We start from the raw sequence: 20,663 nt of genomic DNA, 5'->3' as shown, positions 1-20,663 counted from the left end.
TCTTTCAAGATGGTAGGCTGATAGGTTAAAGTACAGAGTCGCGGCCCTTTTCTTGGAGCATCTGGCCGGAACGAACGATTGTAAACGACCGGACAACCAGACACCGATGATGGAGTGCTTTTTATGAACAGGAAAAAATGGACAGGCACACTGGCATGCTGCCTTCTCATGTTTATTCCATTTCCCGCGGGGCTATGCGCAGAAGTCTGCAATCGGGTGGTCGCCATCGTCAACGAAGACGTGATCACCCTGTACGAACTCAACCACAAGATCAAACAGGTGACCGGCCTGGCGCCGGAAGAGCTTCGAAGCCAGGATGAAACCGCCTTTCTGGACGCACGCCGGAAGATTCTCGACTTTCTGATCGATGACAAGATTGCACAGAAAAAGATAGACGAACTGGGGATCAAGGTATCGCCGGCCGAAATCGATGATGCCATTGAAAAGATGAAACGGAACAACAACCTGACGCATGAAGATCTCCTCGCCCGGCTCGAAAGCCAGGGAATCTCCTACGAAACCCTGCGGGAGAACCTGAAGGATGAGCTCGAGCGCATGCAGTTGATCAACTTTGAAGTGAAATCCAAGATCATCGTGCGCGAAGAGGCCATGAAGGCTTATTACGACGAGCACCGGGAACAGTACATCACCTATGAGACCCTTCACCTCGCTGCGATCGTCCTACCGGTCGGCAACCCTTCCGACAAACAGGAGCGGCAGAGGATCGAGTCCCAGATCGCCGATATTCACCGGCGCCTGAGTGCGGGAGAGGATTTCGGCGAACTAGCCCGCAGGTTTTCCCGCGGCCCCGGTGCCAAGGACGGAGGAGATTTGGGTCTGTTCAAGACAAGCCAGCTCAACAAGGCCCTTCTGGAGGCGGTCGAAGGGATGCAACCGGGGCAGATCAGTCAACCCATCGAGACCGCTTCCGGTTTTCAGATCATCAAACTGCTCGATCGCCGGCCGGGCGAAACCAAGGCTTATGAAGACGTCAAGGATGCCATTTACAGCGAACTGTATCGCGAAGAGATCAACAGGCGTTATATGGAATGGGTGAAACGACTGAGAGACCAGGCCTACACGAAAATCATCTTCTAAAGCGCTACACGAATGGAAAACGAGCAGGACAGACAAACAGAGGCCCCCGCAGGGGGCCGCAGGTCGATGCCCGGAGAGGGTATAGGCGCCTATCTGCGCGGTGAACGTGAACGGCAGGCGCTGAGCTTCGAGGACATCCTGGAGCGCACGCGGCTCCAGCCCCATATCCTCAAGGCCCTCGAAGCCGAGGATTGGGATCGGCTTCCCTCCCCCGCCTTCGCCAAGGGCTTCCTGCGCAACTATGCCTCCGCCCTGGGCCTCGATCCAGCGGCCGTCCTGGAACGATTCGGAGAAGAGCTTCCCAGACGGACTGCTCCCCTCAAACCGCTGAACCAGGAGGTCCGGCATCGGGGGCCGGGACCGCTTCTGCTCGTCGCCGGACTGCTCCTGATTTGTCTGCTGGGCTTTCTCCTGTGGTCCAACGGATCCAAGGACAGCCCTGAGGAGCCCGCTTCCACGGCTCCGTCCGAGGTCGACTCTGCAGCCGACGTTCACGTTCGGCCCGACGCCGGTCGAGATCCCGAACCCGTTGATGCAGCGCCTTCCAGCGGCAATGACCTCCCGAGCCCCCCCCCTGAAACGCCGGACCCGCAACTTGATGCGCGTGCGCAACCTGAGACGCCTCTTGCCAGGGAAAACACCGCGGGCACCCTTTCCGAACCGGTTTTAGCGGAAAGCCTTGCCGAGATGGAGTCCCCGCCCGCAAAACTGACCCTGAAAATGCAGGTCATGAAACGGACCTGGGTCAAGATCTTTGTCGACGATCAACGTCCGGAGGAGCGGATTTTCGTGCCCGGCGAAGAAAAAGTGTGGCATGCGGAAAAAGGTTTCGAAATGCGCATCGGAAACGCGGGAGGCATCAGCCTCGAACTGAACGGCCAGCCGGTGCAGAATCTGGGAAGGGAGGGACAGGTCATCCGGTTGAATCTTCCCGCGGGCTACGAAAGGAGGCATCAGGAGAGATAAATTGGAAAACGTTCTGGATACCTTGCAATCAAGAGGTTTTGTTGAACAGGTGACCGATGTGCACGGCGTGCGGGATCTTCTCGACCGGCCGGCTGTCTGCTATATCGGCTTCGATCCAACCGCAAAGAGTCTGCATGTCGGGAGTCTCTTGCCCATCATGTCCCTCGTCCACATGCAGCAGTCCGGCCACCGCCCCATTGCCCTGGTCGGCGGCGGAACGGGCATGGTCGGTGACCCGAGCGGCAAAACCGAAATGCGGCCCATTATGAGCCGTGAGCAGATCGACGAAAACGCCGAAGGACTCAGGGCGCAGTTGTCCCGATTCATCGATTTTTCGAACAACCGTGCACTGCTGCTGAACAACGCCGACTGGCTGACGGAATTGCGGTATATCAACTTCCTGAGGGATATCGGAAAGCATTTCTCGGTCAACCGCATGCTGGCCGCCGAAAGCTATCGCATGCGGCTCGAAACCGGACTCAGCTTCATCGAATTCAACTACATGCTCCTTCAAGCCTATGATTTCTGGCATCTTTTCAAATACTATGATTGCCGTCTCCAGATGGGGGGAAACGACCAATGGGGCAACATCCTTGCCGGTGAGGACCTCATCCGCCGCCTCGAAGGGGAAACCGTGTTCGGCCTGACCTTCCCCCTCCTGACCACATCGGCCGGGATCAAGATGGGAAAAACCCACAAAGGGGCGGTGTGGCTGGACCCGGATCTCACCTCGCCTTACTACTACTATCAATATTGGATCAATCAGGACGATGCGGATATCCCACGGTTTCTCGCCCTGTTCACCCTGCTGCCGATGGATGAGGTGCATCGGCTCTCGCAGTTGAAGGGTGCTGAGATCAACGCCGCCAAAGAGATCCTGGCCTATGAAGCGACGCGCATCTGCCACGGGAAACAGGAAGCCGACCGGGCACGGGAGGCGGCCAAGAGTCTTTTCGGGGAAGAGGAAACCGCCCTGGCCGATTCAGCGCCCCAGTTCTCTGTCACCATGAAGGAGTTGGAACAGGGCATCCCTGCCTTCATCCTCTTCGAGCTGTGCGGCCTCTGCAAGACAAGAGGGGACGCCCGCCGCCTGATCGGGCAGGGAGGCGCCTACCTGAACGGAGAAAGGCTGGATATCTTCGATCGTATCGTCAACACCGCTGACCTGAAAGAAAACAGCCTCCTGCTGAGAGCAGGGAAAAAACGCTACATGCACGTCGTTGTCGCCTGAAATTCGCCCCTCTCCCGGGGAAGGGGCCATGCGGAAGGGTTCCGGTGGTCCAAGGCCCCTGGGGCATCGGCCGGATGAAGGACTTTATGAAAGAAGAAGAACTGGAAGACAGCCTGCTGGAAGAGGAAGGCGGAGAGGATCTTTCGCCCGTACCGGAAGAGTACAGCGTTGCGCCGGCTACGGAACGGTCCCTTGCGGCCTATGATCCCCTTCAACGCTATCTTTTGGAGATCAAGCAATACCCGCTGCTCACCCGAGAAGAAGAATTGGAGCTGGCGATCCGGGTCCGGGAAAAGAACGACCAGAACGCGGCCTACCGGCTCGTGACTGCCAACCTCCGTCTCGTTGTGAAAATCGCTATGGATTTTCATCGCTTCTGGACTCGAAACCTGCTCGATCTGATTCAGGAGGGAAATGTCGGGCTCCTGCACGCCGTCAAGAAATTCGATCCTTACCGCGGCATCAAATTTTCCTATTACGCCTCCTTCTGGATCAAGGCTTACATTCTCAAGTCCATCATGGACAACTGGAAACTGGTCAAGATCGGAACCACTCAGAGCCAGAGGAAACTTTTTTTCAACCTGGCTAAAGAAAGGGACAAGCTGATCGCCCAGGGCTTCGATCCGGAGCCGCGCCTCCTCGCCGAGCGGCTGGACGTCAAGGAAGAGGAAGTCGTGGAAATGAGCCAGCGGCTTGGAGGCTGGGAAGTCTCCCTCAGCTCGCCGATCGGGGAGGATTCCAGGGAACCCTTCAGTGCGCTGCTGCCGGACCCCGGGATCGGCGCCGACGAACAGATCTCCGAGGCCGAAGGCCGGAGCCGGCTTGCCGAGAAACTGAAGACCTTCCGCAAGACCCTTTCGGGTAAAGAGGCAGACATCTATGATCACCGTATCATGGCCGAAAAACCGCTGACGCTGCAGGATCTCGGTGACAAATACAACATCTCGCGCGAGCGTGTTCGTCAGATCCAGGAAAAAATCATCAAGAGGATCAAATCCTGGCTCAAGGAGGAAATCCCTGATTTCGAAGAAGAATACTCCGATTTCCTCAAGTGATGACGAGACCTTTTCCTTGCACTATCACCTGGATTTTCCTTCAAACGCCCGCGCCCGGCCTACACCGTGCCGCAAAGGGCGCAGCGGGGCGGGTCCACTTCTGCAACTGGGAAAAACCCTATCGAGGCTGATCGTCGATCAAGAAGAGATGATGCATCCACTGAAACCCGCTGCGCAACCCGGCCGCCGGCTCGGCCGACCTTTTCCCGGTGCGGCGCTCTTTCTGGCCCTCGCCCTGACCCTCCTGGGCGGATGCGAGACAGTGCCGACCCAAGCCGTCCCTGCCCGGACCGAGGCCGTTCCTGCGGCTCCCGAAAAGACGGCGCCCGAACCATCGCCGGATCCCGTCTCCAAATATCCCGGTGCGGGCGATCCTGTGCTCCGGAGAAAAGGCTCAGACCCATTGAGGGAGGCGTACTCCTCATTTGCCATGGCCGCCCTCGCCGAGGCCGCCGGCCGGTATGACCAGGCGGCCCGTTACATTGCGGAGGCTCTGAAACATGATCCGGACTCCGTGTATCTGAACATGAAAATGGCCCTCCTGCTCAAAGAGATGAATCGCCCGCAGGAGGCCCTGCCCTATGCCCGGAAGACCTTGGTAGACGACCCGAGCCAGACGGAGCCCTTGATCCTGCTTGGGGACCTGCACAGAATGCTGGGGGACGAGAAACAGGCGGCACAGGCTTATGAAAGCGTGCTGCGGGTCGATCCGGGGGATCAGAGGGTGCGTTTTCTGCTCGCAACCCTTTTCATCCGCACGGGCAACTATTCCAGGGCCCTGGAACATCTCGATCTGATTCTCACTGAAAAACCGGGTCTCACCCTCGCCCATTATTATAAGGGGCGGGTCTATCTCGAAATGGAGGAGTTCCAGGAAGCCGAGGAGTCCTTCCAGAACGCCTTGCAGTTCAACGAGTTCTTCGAGCCCGCCCTGTTCGACCTGGGGACGCTCTACCAGATGACCGGGCGCGATGTCCAGGCGGTTTCCATGTACGAAACGCTGCTGTCGGCCTATCCCGAAAACAGCGCCGCACGCGAACGGCTGGCGAACCTCTATTTCAAGCTCGGACTCAACGAAAAGGCCGAACAGCAGTTGGAGCAGATCAAGGCCCACTCCGAACCCGGTGAACTCGGACGCCAATCCCTCGGTTTGATCTACTTGAAACAGGGGAGGCTGGACGAATCGATCGAAGAGCTCAAAATGATCCTTATGGCCTGGCCCGACGATGAAAAGACGGCCTATTACCTCGCGACCGCATACGAAGAGAAGGGTGATTTTGAGGAGGCTGCAAAATATTTCGCCAGGATCAAACCCCAATCGACCTATTACACCAATGCTCGCCTGCATATGGCCTTCATGATGGAAAACGGAGGGGAATACCTGAAGGCCGCCGATCTGCTCCGGGATGCCTTGCGCTATTCACCGCAGCCCGAGCTGTACATCATGTTGAGCACCATGCTCGAAAAGGCAGGGCAGGTGCAGGAAGCGGAGCAGGCGGTACGCCAGGGCCTCGACCGAGATCCGGAGCACATCGATCTGATTTACCGGCTCGGCGTCCTGCTCGACAAACAGGGGGACAAAACCGCCTGCCTCGAAGAAATGCAGCGGATCCTGCGCATCGACCCCGAGCATGCCGACGCACTCAACTACATCGGCTACACCTATGCCGAACAGGGAATCCGGCTCGATGAGGCGCTGGAATTGATTGAAAGGGCGCTCGAGATCAAACCCGAAAGCGGCTATATCATGGACAGCCTGGGCTGGGTCTACTTCCAAAAAGGCCTCTACCAGGCGGCGATCCAATACCTTCAGAGGGCCGCGGAACTGGAACCCAATGACCCGACGATCCATGAACACCTCGGGGACGCCTATTTCCGCGAACGGCTTTTTGACGAGGCCCTGAAAAGTTATGAAAAGGCTCTTTCCCTGGGGCCCTCGGACAGGCCGAGTCTCGAAGAGAAGATCCTTCAGACCAAGGCCCTGATAGGAAGATAAAATTGAGGAGGTTCATCGGATACCGGAGGATCGGGCATCTCCCGGCGGTGATGTTGGCCCTCTGCCTGGCCTCGAGCTGCACGCGACCGCCGGTCGAACCCCTTCAATCCCCCTACGCCCCGCCGATGGTCACATCGCTCGTCGCCGGCCTCGAGCATCAAAAGGGACTGGTCTCATCCGCAGTCTGCGCGGGCACCTTGACCGTCGGGGAAAACGGGTCCGCTTCCAAGGTCAGTCTCCTCATGGCAGGCCGTCTGCAGCCCCTCACCATCAAGATCGAGATGACGCATTTCTGGGGTAATCCCCTCCTCCACATCCTCGTCCGCAACGACACGGTGGAGGTGCTCTCTTTCCGCGACAAGAAGCTGCTCATCGGAAGCCTGCGGGACCCGCTCTTCGAACCCTACCTGCCCGGCACACTGAACCCATCGGCGCTCTGGGCCCTCGTGCGGGCGTACCCTGACATCGGACCCTACGAAAAGGCTTTGTCCCTGCGGCCCCAGGAAATTCAACTCCTCGACGAAGCTGGGAAACCCCTTCAAACATTCGCTTTTGACGTCCAGGCCGCCGCTCCCACTGCGGTCACTTTCCCGGCGCAGGATCTTACCCTCTACTTCGACCGGTTCGCGCGCACCGGCCCCATTGAATACGCAAAGCGCTGCCGCATCGAACCCGCGTCAGGCAACCGTTTCATCGAAGTCCAATGGGACGATATCACCTTCAATCGAACGTTGCCGGAACCTGTCTTCTCACTGCAGGTCCCCCCCGGTTACCGGATCGTGGAGATTGAACGGCGGGCCCTGGAGTAAGCCATGCCCACCATGCCTACCGACCCGGAAATCAGCTTTATCGTCGTCAACTGGAATACCCGCGAGTACCTCCTCGCCTGTCTCGAGAGCATCCTCCGAACGGTGACCGATATCCCTTTCGAGATCATTCTTGTTGACAATGCCTCGCTGGATGGAAGCGTCGAGGCGGTGGAGAGACGGTTCCCCGAGGTGCAGATCATCCGCAATGAGGCCAACCGCGGGTTTGCAGCCGCCAACAACCAGGCCCTCATACCCATGCGCGGCCGGTACGCCCTTCTGCTGAACACCGATGCGGTCCTCCTCGACGGCGCAGTCAAAGAGCTGCATACCTTCATGGAAACGCAAACGGATGCTGCCATGGCCTGCGGGCAGCTTCTCAACCGGGACGGAACCCATCAAAGATCCGTTGCCGCTTTCCCCTCCTGGCTGACGTTGATCGCCAACGAAACGCTGCTGAGCCTGCTGTTTCCTCGCAAGCACCCTGGAAAACGCAGGTTTTCCGCCACACCACACCCGGTGGATTCCTGCATCGGCGCCTGTCTGATGGTCAGGTCCTCCGCCATCCGAGAGGTGGGAGGGTTCGATGAGCGCTATTTCTTCTTCTTCGAAGAAACGGATTGGGCGCTGCAGATGAAGAAGGCAGGCTGGAACAGCTATCTCGTTCCCCAGGCACGCATCATCCATGATCAAGGTCAGAGCGTGGGACAAAATATACGAGCAAGGATCCATTTTTACCGTTCGAGGTACCGGTACCTGCGCAAATGGCACCCGAGGTCCTATCCGCTCCTCTGGACCCTGGTCTTTCTGCGACTGCTCGTAAACACCCTACTGGCAAGTGCGGGCGTGCTCCTTTCGTTCGGGACCGCCCGCGCCTTGCGTCGGCGGCTGAAGGTCTATCTCCAGTTGATTTTCTGGCACCTGAAAGGATGCCCTGAACCCTGAGCAAGAGCGAAACATGTTGATCAAAGGCAAGCCCTCCCTGCCGGCCGGCATCCGGAACCTGCTCCTCATTCAGTTGGGAGACATAGGTGACGTGGTTCTGGCGACACCGGCCATCCAAGCTCTCCGGGAAGCGTTCCCTTCGGCCCGCATCCATGCGGCGGTGCGGGAAAAGGCGCGCGGGATCCTGGAATGCTGCCCGCCCGTGGACGACGTCTCCTACGTAAAAAAGGAAGGCCATTCCCTCTTCGAAGCCATCCGGGCCCAGTGGCGCTTTTTCAGGCGGCTCAGACGCCCGCCGCTGGATCTCAGCATCGACCTGCGCACCGGGACGCGGGGGGCTATCATGGCGCTTCTCTCGGGAGCACCCACACGAATCGGGCGTTATTCCGAGACAGACACTTTCTGGCGCAACCAGGTCTTCACGCATCTTGTTGCGCCTCGAGAGGAAGCAACCCAATATTGTGCAGAGCATGGCCTCAACATTCTGCTTCCCTTCGGCATCGCAACACAGGAGAGGCGCCCGAAACTGGTTGTCCCGCCCGCCCTCCGCGATCGTGCAGCCTCCATCCTTTCCTCAGCGGGTCTTCCGCGGGGAAGGCCTTTCATCGCGGTTCAGCCCTTTTCTCTCTGGGGATACAAAGAGTGGCCGACAGAGCGGTTTGCCAAGCTCATCAGCCTGATGACCACGGAGTTCGAAAGGGCGGTCGTCCTGGTCGGAACCCAGAGCGAACGGGAGCGGGCGGTTGGACTGGCCGCCAAGGCCCGTGGCGACATCTTCCATCTGGCCGGCATGACCACCCTCGACGAACTCGCCGGGGTCTTGAGCCTCGCCAAGCTGCTGATAGGATGCGACAGCGCCGGCATTCACATCTCTGCAGCCGTCGGGACCCCGACCATCAGCATTTTCGGTCCATCTTCACCCGTCAGCTGGGCGCCCCGCGGCCCAAGGCATCATGTCGTCTGTCAGCACTGGGACTGTGTTCCTTGCAGGCAGAAAGGATGCCAGGGCTCCGAAGTCAGCCGATGCCTTCAGACCCTTCCTGTGGAGGCCGTTCTGGAAACAGTCCGTCTCGCGTTGACGGACCGCAGCGGGCAATGACCCTAGAACCCTATGGATCGAGGGAACGGTGAGATGAAACCATGGATCTCTTTGCGGTGGAACAGCTCGGAGAAAACCACACCGAACACGATCCCGCCGCAGCGTCTTCCCTCCCGCCGGATCTTTTTCCTGATCCTGCTTCTTTCGCTCACCATCCGATGGTACAACTTGGAACATACGCACATCATCAACCCGGATGGAATCCTTTACATCGACCAGGCCAGGATGATCCGTCACGGCTATATGGCGGAAACCACCCTGGCCGACCTGCGTTTTCTCTCGCCCTATCCATTCGCGGTTGCGGCCGCCTACCCGCTTTTGGGCGACTGGGAGACGGCGGCCCGAGGCATTTCTCTCCTCTTCGGCACCCTCACCCTCATTCCGCTTTTCCTGCTCGCCCGCAAGTTCCTCCGGCCCGAAACAGCCCTCGGGCTCATCCTGATCTTTGGACTCATGCCGACCTTCGTGATCAACAGCGCGGAGGCTGTCCGGGATCCCATGGCATGGTTTTTCGGCGCCTGCGGACTCTCTCTGATGGTTCATCAGACGCAGACCAGGCGTTGGTGGGCTGTATGCTTTGCGGGCGCAAGCTTCGTGCTGGCGGCATGGAGCCGCGTCGAAATGGGGCTATTCTTCGGGGTGTCGCTCCTCTTTCTCCTGTTTTTGGAAGGGACGGCGCGGTTCAGAAAATGCCTGGTCTTCTGCCTCCCCTTGCTGGCTTTCCTGCTCCTGAACATCTGGATCTCCACGGCCGGTCAGGCCGTCGAACTCAATGCGCTGCGCATCGATGAAATCAAGTCCAAGCCCGGAGGACTTTTCACGGGTTATCAACTGGTTCGCGAGGGGCTCTCGCATCTTGCGCACGATCAGCCTACAGGCCCCTTGCGCTTCTTCCTCCAAATTGCCCGCAGCCATGTCCTCCTGATCGCCTTGGGAGAAATCGTTTCAACCCTCCTCAAAGCGGTCCATTATCCTTTCGCTTTGCTTTTCATCGCCGCGTTCACCCCTCTGCGTCGCGAGATCGGGAAAAACCGCTGCCTATTGTATCTCACGTTCCTCACCGCTGCCGCCTTAGGGATCCTCTATGTGCATCTTCTCGACCAGTGGATCAGCGAGGCGCGTTTCTTCGTGTTCGCCCTTCTGCCTGCATCCGTCATCATGGGACTGGGACTGGACAGGTGCCTCTCCTTCTTGTCTCGCCGCTTTCAACTCCAGGGGGCAACGGCGCTTTTCATCGCCGCCGCCGTTGTAATGGCCCTGACTCTGCCGAAAAATCTCAAGGAAAGAGAGGCAGACAAAGGCGTTTTCAAAGCGATCGGTGCCCTGATCGCTTCCCGGGAAGATCCGGACAGGCTGGCTCCCGTCGCCGCATCAGACCCGATCCAGCGCTGGATCACCTTTTACGCGAATCCCCGCTACAACGGCCCGACACCGATCAACGGAAACCACCTCCGCATCGAGGCCCTTGCGGGATCTTCTTATAAAAGACTCCTGCAGAATCTGAGGGCACAGCACATTCCCTATCTCCTGTGGGAAGAAAAGCGTTGGCCCGATTGCGGCTATACCCTGGAAAAAAGCATGCACCGGCGGGATCTCAAGGTGCTCGGTCGCTGGGAACACCGGGACACGGGACAGATGATTCTATTCGAAGTGCGGCCCTAGCCCGGTAGATCCCGCCGATCCTGGCGGCCACAAGGCGCCAGTCGTGCCGGGAAGCCGTCAGCCGCGCGTGCAATCCCATCCGCCTGCGGTTTTCCGGATCCAGCAGCGATTTCAGAGCGGCGCCGACGGATTCGACATTCCTGTCACGGTGGACGACAAATCCTTCTTCACCGTCCCTGACCAGGTCGCGCGCCCCCACGTTCGAACTGATCACCACCGGGAGCCCGGCCGCCATGGCTTCGAGCACGACCATGCCGAAGGTGTCGAATCTCGAGGGCATTACAAATAGATCTGAAGCCAGATAGAATTTTTCCACCTCCCGGGTCGGCCCTGCAAACACCACCCGCCGGTCGAGGCCAAGCTCCCGTGCAAGGCGCGTGTATCCTTCACGATCGCCTTTCCCGACCACCAGCAATTTGAGGGGCGGCATCGTCTCCTTTCCATGGACCAAATCCGACATGCCCTTCAAAACAAGATCAAGGCCCTTGACATCGAAGTTCATCCCCACAAAGAGGGCGACCACGTCCTCCAGGTTGAGGCCGACCCGCCGCCGGATCTCCTCGCGGCAATCCTCCCGGTTCAGGCTCTCGAAGCGATCGAGCGCCACCCCGGGATGGATCACCTGAATCTGATCGGGCGGCAAAGCATAGCATTCGAGAAGGTGCTCCCTGACAAGGTGCGAGACCGGCATCACAAGAGGCCTGAGGGGGTTCTCGATGCCCCTTGCCTCGACCCACGCCGTACTGCGGTCGAAGAGGCTGCTCCGCTTCCGGCGCACCCGCGCAACCCATTGGCTATGCGGAATGCCGTGCATGCTGAAAAGATCCATCCGCCAAATCCGATCATGGGAGTGGATCAAATCGAATCTTCCCGGCAGGGCGGCGCGGTTGACGAAGAAGGCGAAAGTCGGCTGTCTCAGAAGCCGGGGGAACCGGAATACCGGGATCTTGTGAAACGTCACCCGCCCCCTGCCTGCGCGCCATTGATTGGCCAGGACGTGAATTTCGATCCCCTCCTCGCTCGCAAGCCTTTCCCCGAGTTCGAAAGCAAAGGCCTCGGCCCCGCCGAGCAGGCCGTATTTGGGAATCACCATCGCGACCCTGATCGGGGCGTTGGGGCGGCAACCGGAAGGCCGATGGATGGGAGCTTCTGAGGGGGATATCTCCTGCGCCCTCACCGCCCGTCTCCCGACCCCTTGGGGGCCTCTTTTCCGGCAACCCCCGCCTTCCAGGAGGAAGCGGATTCCATCTCGCGCAGTTTGACATAACGGGCAAAAAGGGCGTAGGCCGATGTCGCCGCGATGATGAGCCCCGCCGTGCCGTCCAGGAATCCCCGTTTGAGGGCGAAGACCTCGAGAAACTTGAACACGGGCCTCAGCAGGAGCAAATGCCCTCCATAGCGCTTGCCTTGGCCATAGAGATCCGCTGCCAGAAGGGAAGAAAACCGGTTGACCGTGTCGATCTGCCCCGTCAGTCCCCCATGATACGGGTAGTGCAGAAGGTCTTGCGTCAACCGTCCGACCGGCCCCTCGATCTCCAGCCGCTCATGCACTCGGCCGCCGACGAACCGGCCCTTGCCGCAGCGGAAGAGCCGTGTCTGGTGATCGGGATAAAAGCCGCTGTGCCTGATCCAACGACCTTGATAAAAAGAGCAGCGGGGCATCCTGTAGCCGTTCTTCGCCTCCGGGTGCGCCATCACGGCGAGGATCTCTTCGCGCAAAGCCTTCGAAACCTGCTCGTCTGCATCGAGGCTCAGAATCCAGTTCTGCGTGGCCTGCGACACGGCGAAATTCTTCTGCCTGACATAGCCCTCCCAAGGCCTTTCGTAAACCTTCCCCGTAAAGGAGCGCGCAATCCGCACGGTGTCATCCCGGCTCAAAGAATCCACCACCACCAGTTCATCCACCCAAGAGACGCTTTCCAGGCAGCGGCCGATATTCTCTTCTTCGTTGTAGCAGATCACACAGGCGGAAAGCCCCATCAAAAAACTCCTTCCATCGCGTCAGGTCATCCACATGACCGATGCCGGCGGATGCCGATGACGCACGCATCCGCCCTGGAAATACCTTTCTCCTCGCTTCATCTGCGCCGGATGACGGGAGCTGGTCCCCGGACCTCATCCAGCTCTCAGGGGCGCAATCACCTGCAAACAGATTTCTTCAGATGCAGCAGCCCTTCTTGCTCTTGTTCAAAAACAGGCGCGAGGCGGGTAATCCCCACCATCGTCAGGATCTCCCGGAGATTTTCGGTTACCCCTGTCAAGACCGCTTTCCGGCCGCTTTTTGCAGCATCTGAAAGCAGTTGAATCAGGACGGCGATTCCTGCGCTGTTCATACCGGCCGTAGCCGCAAAATGGATGAGCACCCCGCCCGCCTCCTCTTTGGCTACCCGCCAGTCCTGCAGGAGCTCGGCCCCCGTTTTTCCATCCAGCCGTCCGACAATCTCGAAGATAGTGACCCCCCCCTCTTTTCGAAACGAAGATACAGAACCGGAAGGCTCCTCCACACGCTTCAGCCGCTTTTCCGCCCTGTCCAGAGCCGAATCGAGGGCTGAGCGGCTGATCGGTTTGTTGATGAAATCCGTGGCATCGAGATCGAGCGCCTGGAGCGCCAGATCCATGTCACCGTGGCCTGTAATCACGATCACCTGGGTCCCCGGGTCGGCCGCCTTGATCCGCTGCAGGACCTCGAATCCGTCGATACCGGGCATCTTGATGTCGGTAAAAACGATCCGGGGCCTTTCTTTCTCGAAAAGCGCCAACCCCCCGGTGCCGTTTTCGGCCAGGAGGACCTCATAGCCGTATGCCGAGAGAAAGAGGCGAAACATGGTCAGATTCGCGTTCTCGTCGTCGATGACAAGGATCTTCGGTTTACGGTCCATCGGTTTATCCCCTTTCCTCCCCCGGCACCGGGAACAGAATCCTGAAAGCGCTTCCCCGGCCTTCCTCGCTCCGTATTCGGACACGGCCCCCATAGGCCTTGACTATACCATAGACGATGGAAAGCCCTAGCCCCAATCCCTCGCCACCCTTTTTCGTTGTATAGAAAGGTTCGAAGACTCTGCTCAGGCGTTCCTCGGGAATACCCGGGCCGGTGTCCGATATCTCCAACCCCACCGCCCGCTTGCCCGCCCTGAAGGTGCGCACACCGATATGGTCTTCCGCCGTCTCGCCTCCGGCCCTCCGTTTGCGCAGGATCGCTTCCCGGGCGTTGTTCAGAAGATTGAAGACGACCTGCCCGATCCGGTTCACGTTGGCGAGGACAGGGGGCAGATCCGGCTCGAAATTCAGCTCGAGCCGGATGTTTTCGAGCGCCAGCTGATGCCCGAGGATCGCCAGCACCTCCTGAGCAGCGGCATTCAGGTCCACCTCCTCGCAGTCGACATCCGCCTTCTGGTCGAACCTGCATAGGCGCTTGATCGTCCCGCTTGCCCGGTCGACCTGTTCGTCGATCTCCTGAACAATCTGCCTGAGCTGCTCCCGGGAAATCTCCTCCCCGCGATCGAGCGTCATCTTGAGATATTCGCTGCCCATCTTGATGGCATTCAACGGCTGGTTCAATTCGTGAGCCACTCCGCCCGCCACCCCCCCGAGCGGCCGCATCAGCTTCAATAAATCCCACACCGTCACCAGATCGACATGCAGCATCAAGGATGGCAGCAAAACGAGATCCCCCACCAGGGCCGCGAGCAGGGTGACGGCCATCATCAGGCCGAAGACGGCCGTCGGTTCGAAATGGGAAAACAGCAGGACTGCAAAGCCCGAGCCGATCGTGAGTGTGGTATAAACCATCGGGCGGCCGACACGCAAGAGGGTATCGGTCAAGGCGCGCTGCTTGTTCAGGTCCTTTTTGAGCTCGCGGCTGAACCCGACGAGGTAATGAATGGTGTCATCCACCGCCAGCCCGATGGCTATCCCGGCTATCAGGCTCGTCACCATGGACAACTTGATCCCCAGCCATCCCATTAGACCGAAATTCACGATGATCGGGAAAAAATTGGCCAGAATCGCGACGACGCCTACTCTGAGCGAAACGAACAACACCAGCATTAATGCAAACACCGCAGCGACGGTGATCCAGAGGCTGCTCACCTGCCCCCGCGTCACCCATTCGCTGCTGGCGGATATGACCATGCCGAAGCCCGTGGCATCGACGCGGGGGGACCCTCCCAGAACCGAATTGCAGTGTGCTTCAATCCTAGATTTCATCCGCAGGAACTCCGCAGAACTGGAAAGGCGGGTCAGCAGGAGAATGCCGGTTCTGGAAAGATCCTCGTCCATATAGGTGCGCAGCATGTCGGTCCCGAGGATCGTCTGGTAGCTGTTCACCAGCATCCGGACCTCGAAGGCCTCTTCCGGCAGGGCATAGTGATTCGGATCGAACCGATTGAGGGCATAGCGGACCAGTTTGAGATAGTCCAGGAAGGACAGGGTCTTGTCGACACCCTCGAGCGTTTGCAGATAGTCCTGGATCTCTTCGACCTTTCTCAAATGGGCCGGGTCTTCGAAATAGCCCTCCCCCTCTCCCTCCACCACTACATTCACAGGGAAGGAGCCGGTCATATCCCGGTGCGCGTCATGGAAATGCCGGCTGATTTCACTTTGCTCCCTGAAATAGGCGACAGGGTTCGTCTCGACGCGGATGCGCGTCATCCCCCAGAACGCCAGGAGGATGACCACCGCCAGGAGGGGGAGGGTCATCCTCTGATGCGCGACATCGATCCGGACAATCGCCTCGAGGAATCGGGCAACGCATGCGTGGGGTCGTGAGATCGATGATAGACGGCTCCGCGGTGTCGGCAGCGCCGTCAGGAGCGCGGGGAGAAAGGTCAAGATCACGACCAGGAGGCAAACCATTCCCAGGCATGAGAAAAGCGCGAAGGACCGGATCCCCTCGATCCGGCTGACGAAAAGCGAACCCAGGCCGATGATGGTGGTGGCCACCACCAGGACCATCGGCAGCGCGCTGCGCGAAAAGGATTGGATCACCGCCTGTCTGTTCGAGACCGCGTCCTCGAGTTCCTCGAGGTACATGGACCAGACATGCATACAGTAGGCCGTTCCGACGGCAATCAGAAAAACGGGCACGATCATGGTCAGCATGGTCAGGGGTTCGCCCGTCATGCCCATCAGGCCGAACACCCAGATCAGCACCATCAACACCATGCCGAGCGGGATCAACATCCCCCGAAGGTCTCTGAAAAACAGAAACAGCAACACCGCAATCACACCGAATGTCAAGGGAGGCAGATGCAGAAAATCTCTTTCCGTAAAACGGGAAAGGGCCTCCGAAACAACCGGCATTCCAATCTGATACAGATCGATCCCTTCCCGTACCCGCTCTATTTCCTTCTGCACTGCGTTCACGACCGCCCGCCGGTCTTCGGAGTCGTCGAGCAGCAGCATGACGGAGGTGTTTTTTCGGTTTTCGGAAAGGAGGCTCTTCCAGATCAGTTCGACCGGTTGAAGGATCTGCTCGAACTCCCTCAGGCTCTTGATGCCGAAAAGCTCCACATCCCGTTTGATGCCGGGCAGACTGATCACCCTGCGAACCCCCTCGATCTCCCCCAGGCGATCCGCCAGTTTTTCGATTGCTTTGAAGGCACCGGTCTCGAACACCCCTTTCGTCCGGGCCACGACGAGAATCACCTCTTCCGTCCCGAAGATCTTCTTGAATGTCTCATACCGGCGGGTCTCCGGCAGGTCTTCGACCGCCAGATCATACAGGGAGGACTGGAACCGAAGATGGGGAATATGCCAGATGAAGAAGAGGGTCAGCATCAGGAGGAAGCCGATCGTCCAGCGGGGATGGTCTAGAATCAGCCGGATCCACTGCTGCTTCAATGCGGATTTGTAATAGGAGGCGATCATCACCGGATCGAATCCCCTTTCCGGCAGCCGGGCGGGCGGAAGACCCCCGCCGCGCCTCCGCGCTCCGACTGATGCACCAGCATTGCGTCAGCGAGCGCCTTCCACATGGTTTCCCGCATATCAATGCTCATGGGGGCCAGGTCAATCCTTGGCGGGAGGAAAGGTCAAGGTAAAGGTCGTTCCGACGCCTTCCTCACTCTCGAAGGAAATCTCCCCGCCGTAGTCATTGACGATCCCCTGAGAAATAGAGAGGCCGAGCCCCATCCCCTGGCCCATTCGCTTGGTCGTGAAGAAGGCGTCGAAAATCCGCCGGCGCAGCGCCTCCGGAATGCCGCTCCCGGTATCGGAAATGCTTACGGCGGCCTGCCCCTGATCCAGAAATGAGCGGACCCGGATCTTCCTCTCCCCGGAAAAGCCGGTCGACTCCCGCTTCTGATTGATGGCATCCCGTGCATTGGCGATCAGGTTAAAGATGACCTGCTCCAACCGATTGACGTGGCCGTAGATCAGCGGAAGGGTTTCCGCCAGATCCAGCTCCATCTCGATGTTCTGGATGCTCAGCTGCCTTTCGATCATTTCGTAGACATTACGGATCGGCAGGTTGATATCGATCATTTCGCGGGCGAAATCCGCCTTGCGGCCGAATTCTCTGAGGCGCTTGATGATGCCCGTCGCACGATCGACCTGCTCACTCACCTCCTTCGCAACGCAGTCGAGATCCTGCTTCGGAACGGTTTCCCCTTTCTCGAGCATCATCTGGAGGAATTCGCTTCCCATCTTGATCGCGTTCAGCGGCTGGTTCAATTCGTGCGCGATGCCGGCGGACATTTCCCCCAGCGTGCTCATCTTGCTGGCCTGAATGAGCTGCGCATCCTTTTCGAGCATCTCCGTAATATCGGTGACAGCGGCAATCATCACGTCCCGATCCTGGACCTTGGATGGTACGGCATGAATATTGACAAAAAAAGGATCTCCGCCCTTTCTGAAATGGCAGACCTTCGAGTAGGACCGTTTCACATGACCCTCGGCATCGGGCCGGAAATGTTCGATTTCCGGCTGTCCATCCCTGCGGCAGGCCAGGGCGGCAAACGAGCGCCCGATCAGTTCATGGCGCCCGTATCCATAGACTTCCTCGGCGCTGGGGTTGGCGTCCAGTATATCCAGGGTTTCCCGGTCGAGCACGAAGATCGGGTTGGGGCCGCTCGTGAAAAGGGAGCGGTATTTCTCCTCGGATTCCTGCAGCCGCTCCTGCGAGGCCTTGAGCCGGAAGGTCATGTTCATCAGCGAATCGGCCAACTGCTTGACCTCGTCGCGAGCCCGCCGCTTGTAGACGACACAGTCATAACACACCTGAAGCTTTTCGGGGAATTTGGAGGCCGCCTTCTCCATGAATTCGGTCCCGTCGACATACCAGCAGGGGACCTCGATATTGTGATGGGCCGGACAGCTGTATTCCCGGCATCGAAGTTGCTCCCAGCATCGCGGACGGCTTCCCAGGTGCGACTTGACATCGAGATTTCCCCGGCTGATTTCGTCCGCCAGTTGTGTCAACTCCCAGATCGGGCGTGTGATGTACTTGGAGAGCCACCGGCTGACCAGGAAAAAAATCACCACGATGGAAGAAAGAATCCCGAGATAGGTCATCCGCAGATTGGCGATGACACCATCTATGTAATTTTTGTCCAGACCCACATGAACTGCACCGATCTCGTAGATGCCCTCGAGGATCGGGACTCCGATGTCATAGGCGCTCATCCCCTCCAGATTCAGGAGGCGTATGCTGTAATTCTCGCCGGCCTTCACGACATTCGCACCGGCAAGACCTTCCGGAAAGGGACGGATGAAATTGTGGGCGATGACGTTATGCCCGTCATCGAGGATGAAGATGTAGGCGATCAACTGCCTGCGCTCTTCGAGCCTGGCCGCATCGAAAAGAAGGCTGATGAGGTTGGGATAATCTTCCGTCAGAATAAAGCTCCGGCCCGTATCGGCGACACCCCGTGCAATAGCGACGCCTCTCTGCCGGAGTTCTTCGGTCATGCTCGATACCAGGACCGTCCGCGTCACCAGGGCGCTGCCAAAACTCATCATCAAGATGATGGCAAGAATCGAATAGAGGATCTTGTTCTTGAGGCTGATATTTTCGAATCGCTCCATCATTCTTCCGCTGAATGCCTCTTCACGGAAGGGGGGTTCGCCGACCCGGCAACCTGCCAGTCCGAAATCAGGTGAAAGGACTCGTCCTCGATACGGGTGAAGTAGACCTCTTCGAGCGCTTGGTGGTCCGTCGGGCTGAAAGATATGGTGTTCGCGATCCCAATATCCCAATCCCTGATCGTCTCGACCGCATCGATGAAAGACTCCCGGTCGACATCCCTGCCCGCCCGCTCCAGGCCCTCGACCAGGACCCTCGCGTTGATGTAACCCTCCAAACTGACGAAATTCGGCTTGTCTTCCGGGAAAAATCGGGCGAGACACCGCACATATTCTGCGACACCCGGAAGAAGGGCCTGCATCTCGACCGATTCAGGCGGCGGAACGACCTGGCTGACTATCACCCCGTCCCCATCCGGGCCAAGCCGCCGGGCAAGTTCATCGGCGCCGACAAACGAGACGTTGTAGAAGAGGGGGTTGAATTCATCTGCTCTCGCCTCCCGGACGAACCGGGCGCAGGGCTCGTAGGTGCCGATCATCACGACCGCCTCGGCGGCGCTCTCCTTGATCCTTGCAAGCCCCTCTTCCACGTCGAGAGTCCCCCGGATATAGGATCCCCGGGCAACGGGCGTCAACCCGTATGCCCGCAGGGCCAGTTCCGTTCCTTTGAGGCCGTCGAAACCATAGGCGTCGTACTGATAGAACACGGCGATACGCCGAATGCCCAGATCGCCGACCAGATGCTTCACGGCGGCGGCCGTCTCCTGGTAGTAGGAAGCCCTCACATTGAAGAGGTAACGGTTCACCGGTTCACGCAGCGCATAAGCCCCCGTAAACATGCCCACAAGAGGGATCCGCGCCTTTTCAACCAGAGGCACGATTTTGACCGTCGTAGGCGTACCGACATAACAGAAAAGCGCGAAAACCCGGTCCTCGATAATCAGCTTCTGGGTGTTGGCGACGCAGCGCGGCGGATCGTAGCCATCGTCATAAGCGATCAGTTCGATCCGGCGGCCATGCACACCGCCACGCTCGTTGACATGATGGAGATACGCGAGCGCGCCATGCAGGGTCTGGGTGCCCAGGTAACCCGCATGACCTCCCAGGGCCAGCGAAGAACCCAGGAGGATCCTCGTCTCATCGACCTGGTAAGACGCCGGCGGCCGATCGGCCACCCCTAACGGTGCATCGCAACCGGCCGCAAACATGAAGATCCCCATAAAAAGGGCCCATCTGAGACAAAACCTGATCGACCGTGCCATGATGCCCCCTCCAATGCCTCTCACGCCCACTGCGTTTCAATCCTGGGCGCAATCCGCCGCGCGGAGACTCCCCGGAGCCGTCCGGGCGCTGCCGTTTGACCGGAGCATGCAAACCCGGCCCGGGCTTCACCCGAAACCAGGTTCTGTCCCCTCTGGATGTCCATCGGGAAATGCCCGGCGCGAGCCGGTTTCCAAGACAACCCCTGCCGTTCATGCTGCGCCTCGTTCAGGCATTCTTCGCAACCCTGGAGCCGTTCGTGTCAGACCTGCCGAAACGGGCACGCCCATCCGGAAGCCTTTCTCCAGGCCGGGGGTGGGAAGGGGTCCTCTCTGCCCGGCCGGGGCATCTGCCATTTGCGGAATCGATGGGATAAAAAGCGCATAGCATCAAATTATAATAAAATTTCGATGGATACTCTTGACTTTTTTTTCGGCCTCGGATAACAGTGTTATCCAGTGATTGAACCGCCATAAACGACTCCCATCCTGGGCCGTTTTCAGCCCCCCCCAGCAGGCCCTCC

16 protein-coding genes are annotated in these 20,663 nt (G+C 58.8%); 9 read left to right on the top strand and 7 right to left on the bottom strand.

Features of this window, described 5'->3' with window-relative positions:
* Positions 1-123: 123 nt before the first annotated feature.
* The 9 genes from H567_RS22430 (at position 124) to H567_RS0101375 (ending at position 10,858) form a co-directional block, all read left to right on the top strand.
* On the top strand, positions 124-1,098 hold the full coding sequence (locus tag H567_RS22430; RefSeq protein WP_035252988.1) for a peptidylprolyl isomerase: 975 nt from the start codon (positions 124-126) through the stop codon (positions 1,096-1,098).
* Positions 1,099-1,164: 66 nt separating this feature from the next.
* Entirely contained in the window at positions 1,165-2,064 is a 900-nt protein-coding gene (locus tag H567_RS0101410; protein ID WP_035252986.1) for a helix-turn-helix domain-containing protein, read from the top strand.
* Position 2,065: 1 nt separating this feature from the next.
* Complete coding sequence (gene tyrS / locus H567_RS0101405) at positions 2,066-3,295, top strand: tyrosine--tRNA ligase (protein WP_028320026.1); 1,230 nt, start codon at positions 2,066-2,068, stop codon at positions 3,293-3,295.
* An 86-nt stretch (positions 3,296-3,381) separates the two neighbouring features.
* Entirely contained in the window at positions 3,382-4,350 is a 969-nt protein-coding gene (locus H567_RS0101400; RefSeq protein WP_208598305.1) for a sigma-70 family RNA polymerase sigma factor, read from the top strand.
* 16 nt (positions 4,351-4,366) lie between these two features.
* The gene (locus H567_RS0101395) at positions 4,367-6,346 is read left to right on the top strand and encodes a tetratricopeptide repeat protein (RefSeq protein ID WP_028320024.1); all 1,980 of its coding nucleotides are present in this window, start codon (positions 4,367-4,369) and stop codon (positions 6,344-6,346) included.
* A gap of 2 nt (positions 6,347-6,348) precedes the next feature.
* Positions 6,349-7,155 carry a hypothetical protein gene (locus H567_RS0101390; protein WP_028320023.1) on the top strand — a complete coding sequence of 269 codons (807 nt, stop codon included), beginning with the start codon at positions 6,349-6,351 and terminating at the stop codon, positions 7,153-7,155.
* A 3-nt stretch (positions 7,156-7,158) separates the two neighbouring features.
* A complete protein-coding gene (locus H567_RS0101385; RefSeq protein WP_028320022.1) occupies positions 7,159-8,097 on the top strand; it encodes a glycosyltransferase family 2 protein in 939 nt (312 codons plus the stop codon).
* Between the two features lie 13 nt (positions 8,098-8,110).
* Positions 8,111-9,196, top strand: coding sequence for a glycosyltransferase family 9 protein (locus H567_RS0101380; protein WP_028320021.1), 1,086 nt, complete (start codon positions 8,111-8,113; stop codon positions 9,194-9,196).
* Positions 9,197-9,229: 33 nt separating this feature from the next.
* The gene (locus tag H567_RS0101375; RefSeq protein WP_028320020.1) at positions 9,230-10,858 is read left to right on the top strand and encodes a glycosyltransferase family 39 protein; all 1,629 of its coding nucleotides are present in this window, start codon (positions 9,230-9,232) and stop codon (positions 10,856-10,858) included.
* On the opposite strand, the gene H567_RS0101370 is transcribed toward H567_RS0101375, so the two are convergent.
* The 7 genes from H567_RS0101370 to H567_RS22420 form a co-directional block, all read right to left on the bottom strand.
* The gene (locus H567_RS0101370) at positions 10,791-11,951 is read right to left on the bottom strand and encodes a glycosyltransferase family 4 protein (protein ID WP_153306002.1); all 1,161 of its coding nucleotides are present in this window, start codon (positions 11,949-11,951) and stop codon (positions 10,791-10,793) included. The genes H567_RS0101375 and H567_RS0101370 overlap by 68 nt on opposite strands.
* Before the next feature lie 80 nt (positions 11,952-12,031).
* A complete protein-coding gene (locus H567_RS22425; RefSeq protein WP_051184370.1) occupies positions 12,032-12,838 on the bottom strand; it encodes a glycosyltransferase family 2 protein in 807 nt (268 codons plus the stop codon).
* Between the two features lie 158 nt (positions 12,839-12,996).
* The gene (locus tag H567_RS0101360) at positions 12,997-13,737 is read right to left on the bottom strand and encodes a response regulator (RefSeq protein ID WP_028320018.1); all 741 of its coding nucleotides are present in this window, start codon (positions 13,735-13,737) and stop codon (positions 12,997-12,999) included.
* A gap of 4 nt (positions 13,738-13,741) precedes the next feature.
* A complete protein-coding gene (locus H567_RS0101355) occupies positions 13,742-16,726 on the bottom strand; it encodes an MMPL family transporter (RefSeq protein ID WP_051184369.1) in 2,985 nt (994 codons plus the stop codon).
* Positions 16,726-16,857 (bottom strand): hypothetical protein, encoded by a 132-nt coding sequence (locus tag H567_RS29755; RefSeq protein WP_279614959.1) that lies wholly within the window; start codon positions 16,855-16,857, stop codon positions 16,726-16,728. The genes H567_RS0101355 and H567_RS29755 overlap by 1 nt, the downstream gene beginning before the upstream one ends.
* 10 nt (positions 16,858-16,867) lie before the next feature.
* A complete protein-coding gene (locus tag H567_RS0101345) occupies positions 16,868-18,886 on the bottom strand; it encodes an ATP-binding protein (protein ID WP_208598304.1) in 2,019 nt (672 codons plus the stop codon).
* Entirely contained in the window at positions 18,883-20,142 is a 1,260-nt protein-coding gene (locus H567_RS22420; protein ID WP_051184368.1) for an ABC transporter substrate-binding protein, read from the bottom strand. Before H567_RS22420 ends, H567_RS0101345 begins: the two co-directional genes overlap by 4 nt.
* Positions 20,143-20,663 lie beyond the last annotated feature (521 nt).

It is taken from the genome of Desulfatiglans anilini DSM 4660 (genome assembly GCF_000422285.1).
GTDB lineage: Bacteria > Desulfobacterota > DSM-4660 > Desulfatiglandales > Desulfatiglandaceae > Desulfatiglans > Desulfatiglans anilini.
Note: the sequence above shows the minus strand (reverse complement) of the source record. Positions and strands in the feature narration are given on the sequence as shown.

Coding starts and splice junctions, on each gene's coding strand:
- H567_RS29755 (WP_279614959.1), bottom strand. CDS start 16,857: ATGAGCATTGATATGCGGGAAACCATGTGGAAGGCGCTCGCTGACGCA.
- H567_RS22420 (WP_051184368.1), bottom strand. CDS start 20,142: ATGGCACGGTCGATCAGGTTTTGTCTCAGATGGGCCCTTTTTATGGGG.
- H567_RS0101385 (WP_028320022.1), top strand. CDS start 7,159: ATGCCCACCATGCCTACCGACCCGGAAATCAGCTTTATCGTCGTCAAC.
- H567_RS22425 (WP_051184370.1), bottom strand. CDS start 12,838: ATGGGGCTTTCCGCCTGTGTGATCTGCTACAACGAAGAAGAGAATATC.
- H567_RS0101355 (WP_051184369.1), bottom strand. CDS start 16,726: ATGATCGCCTCCTATTACAAATCCGCATTGAAGCAGCAGTGGATCCGG.
- H567_RS0101410 (WP_035252986.1), top strand. CDS start 1,165: ATGCCCGGAGAGGGTATAGGCGCCTATCTGCGCGGTGAACGTGAACGG.
- H567_RS0101400 (WP_208598305.1), top strand. CDS start 3,382: ATGAAAGAAGAAGAACTGGAAGACAGCCTGCTGGAAGAGGAAGGCGGA.
- H567_RS0101360 (WP_028320018.1), bottom strand. CDS start 13,737: ATGGACCGTAAACCGAAGATCCTTGTCATCGACGACGAGAACGCGAAT.
- H567_RS0101375 (WP_028320020.1), top strand. CDS start 9,230: ATGAAACCATGGATCTCTTTGCGGTGGAACAGCTCGGAGAAAACCACA.
- H567_RS22430 (WP_035252988.1), top strand. CDS start 124: ATGAACAGGAAAAAATGGACAGGCACACTGGCATGCTGCCTTCTCATG.
- H567_RS0101370 (WP_153306002.1), bottom strand. CDS start 11,951: ATGGTGATTCCCAAATACGGCCTGCTCGGCGGGGCCGAGGCCTTTGCT.
- H567_RS0101345 (WP_208598304.1), bottom strand. CDS start 18,886: ATGATGGAGCGATTCGAAAATATCAGCCTCAAGAACAAGATCCTCTAT.
- H567_RS0101380 (WP_028320021.1), top strand. CDS start 8,111: ATGTTGATCAAAGGCAAGCCCTCCCTGCCGGCCGGCATCCGGAACCTG.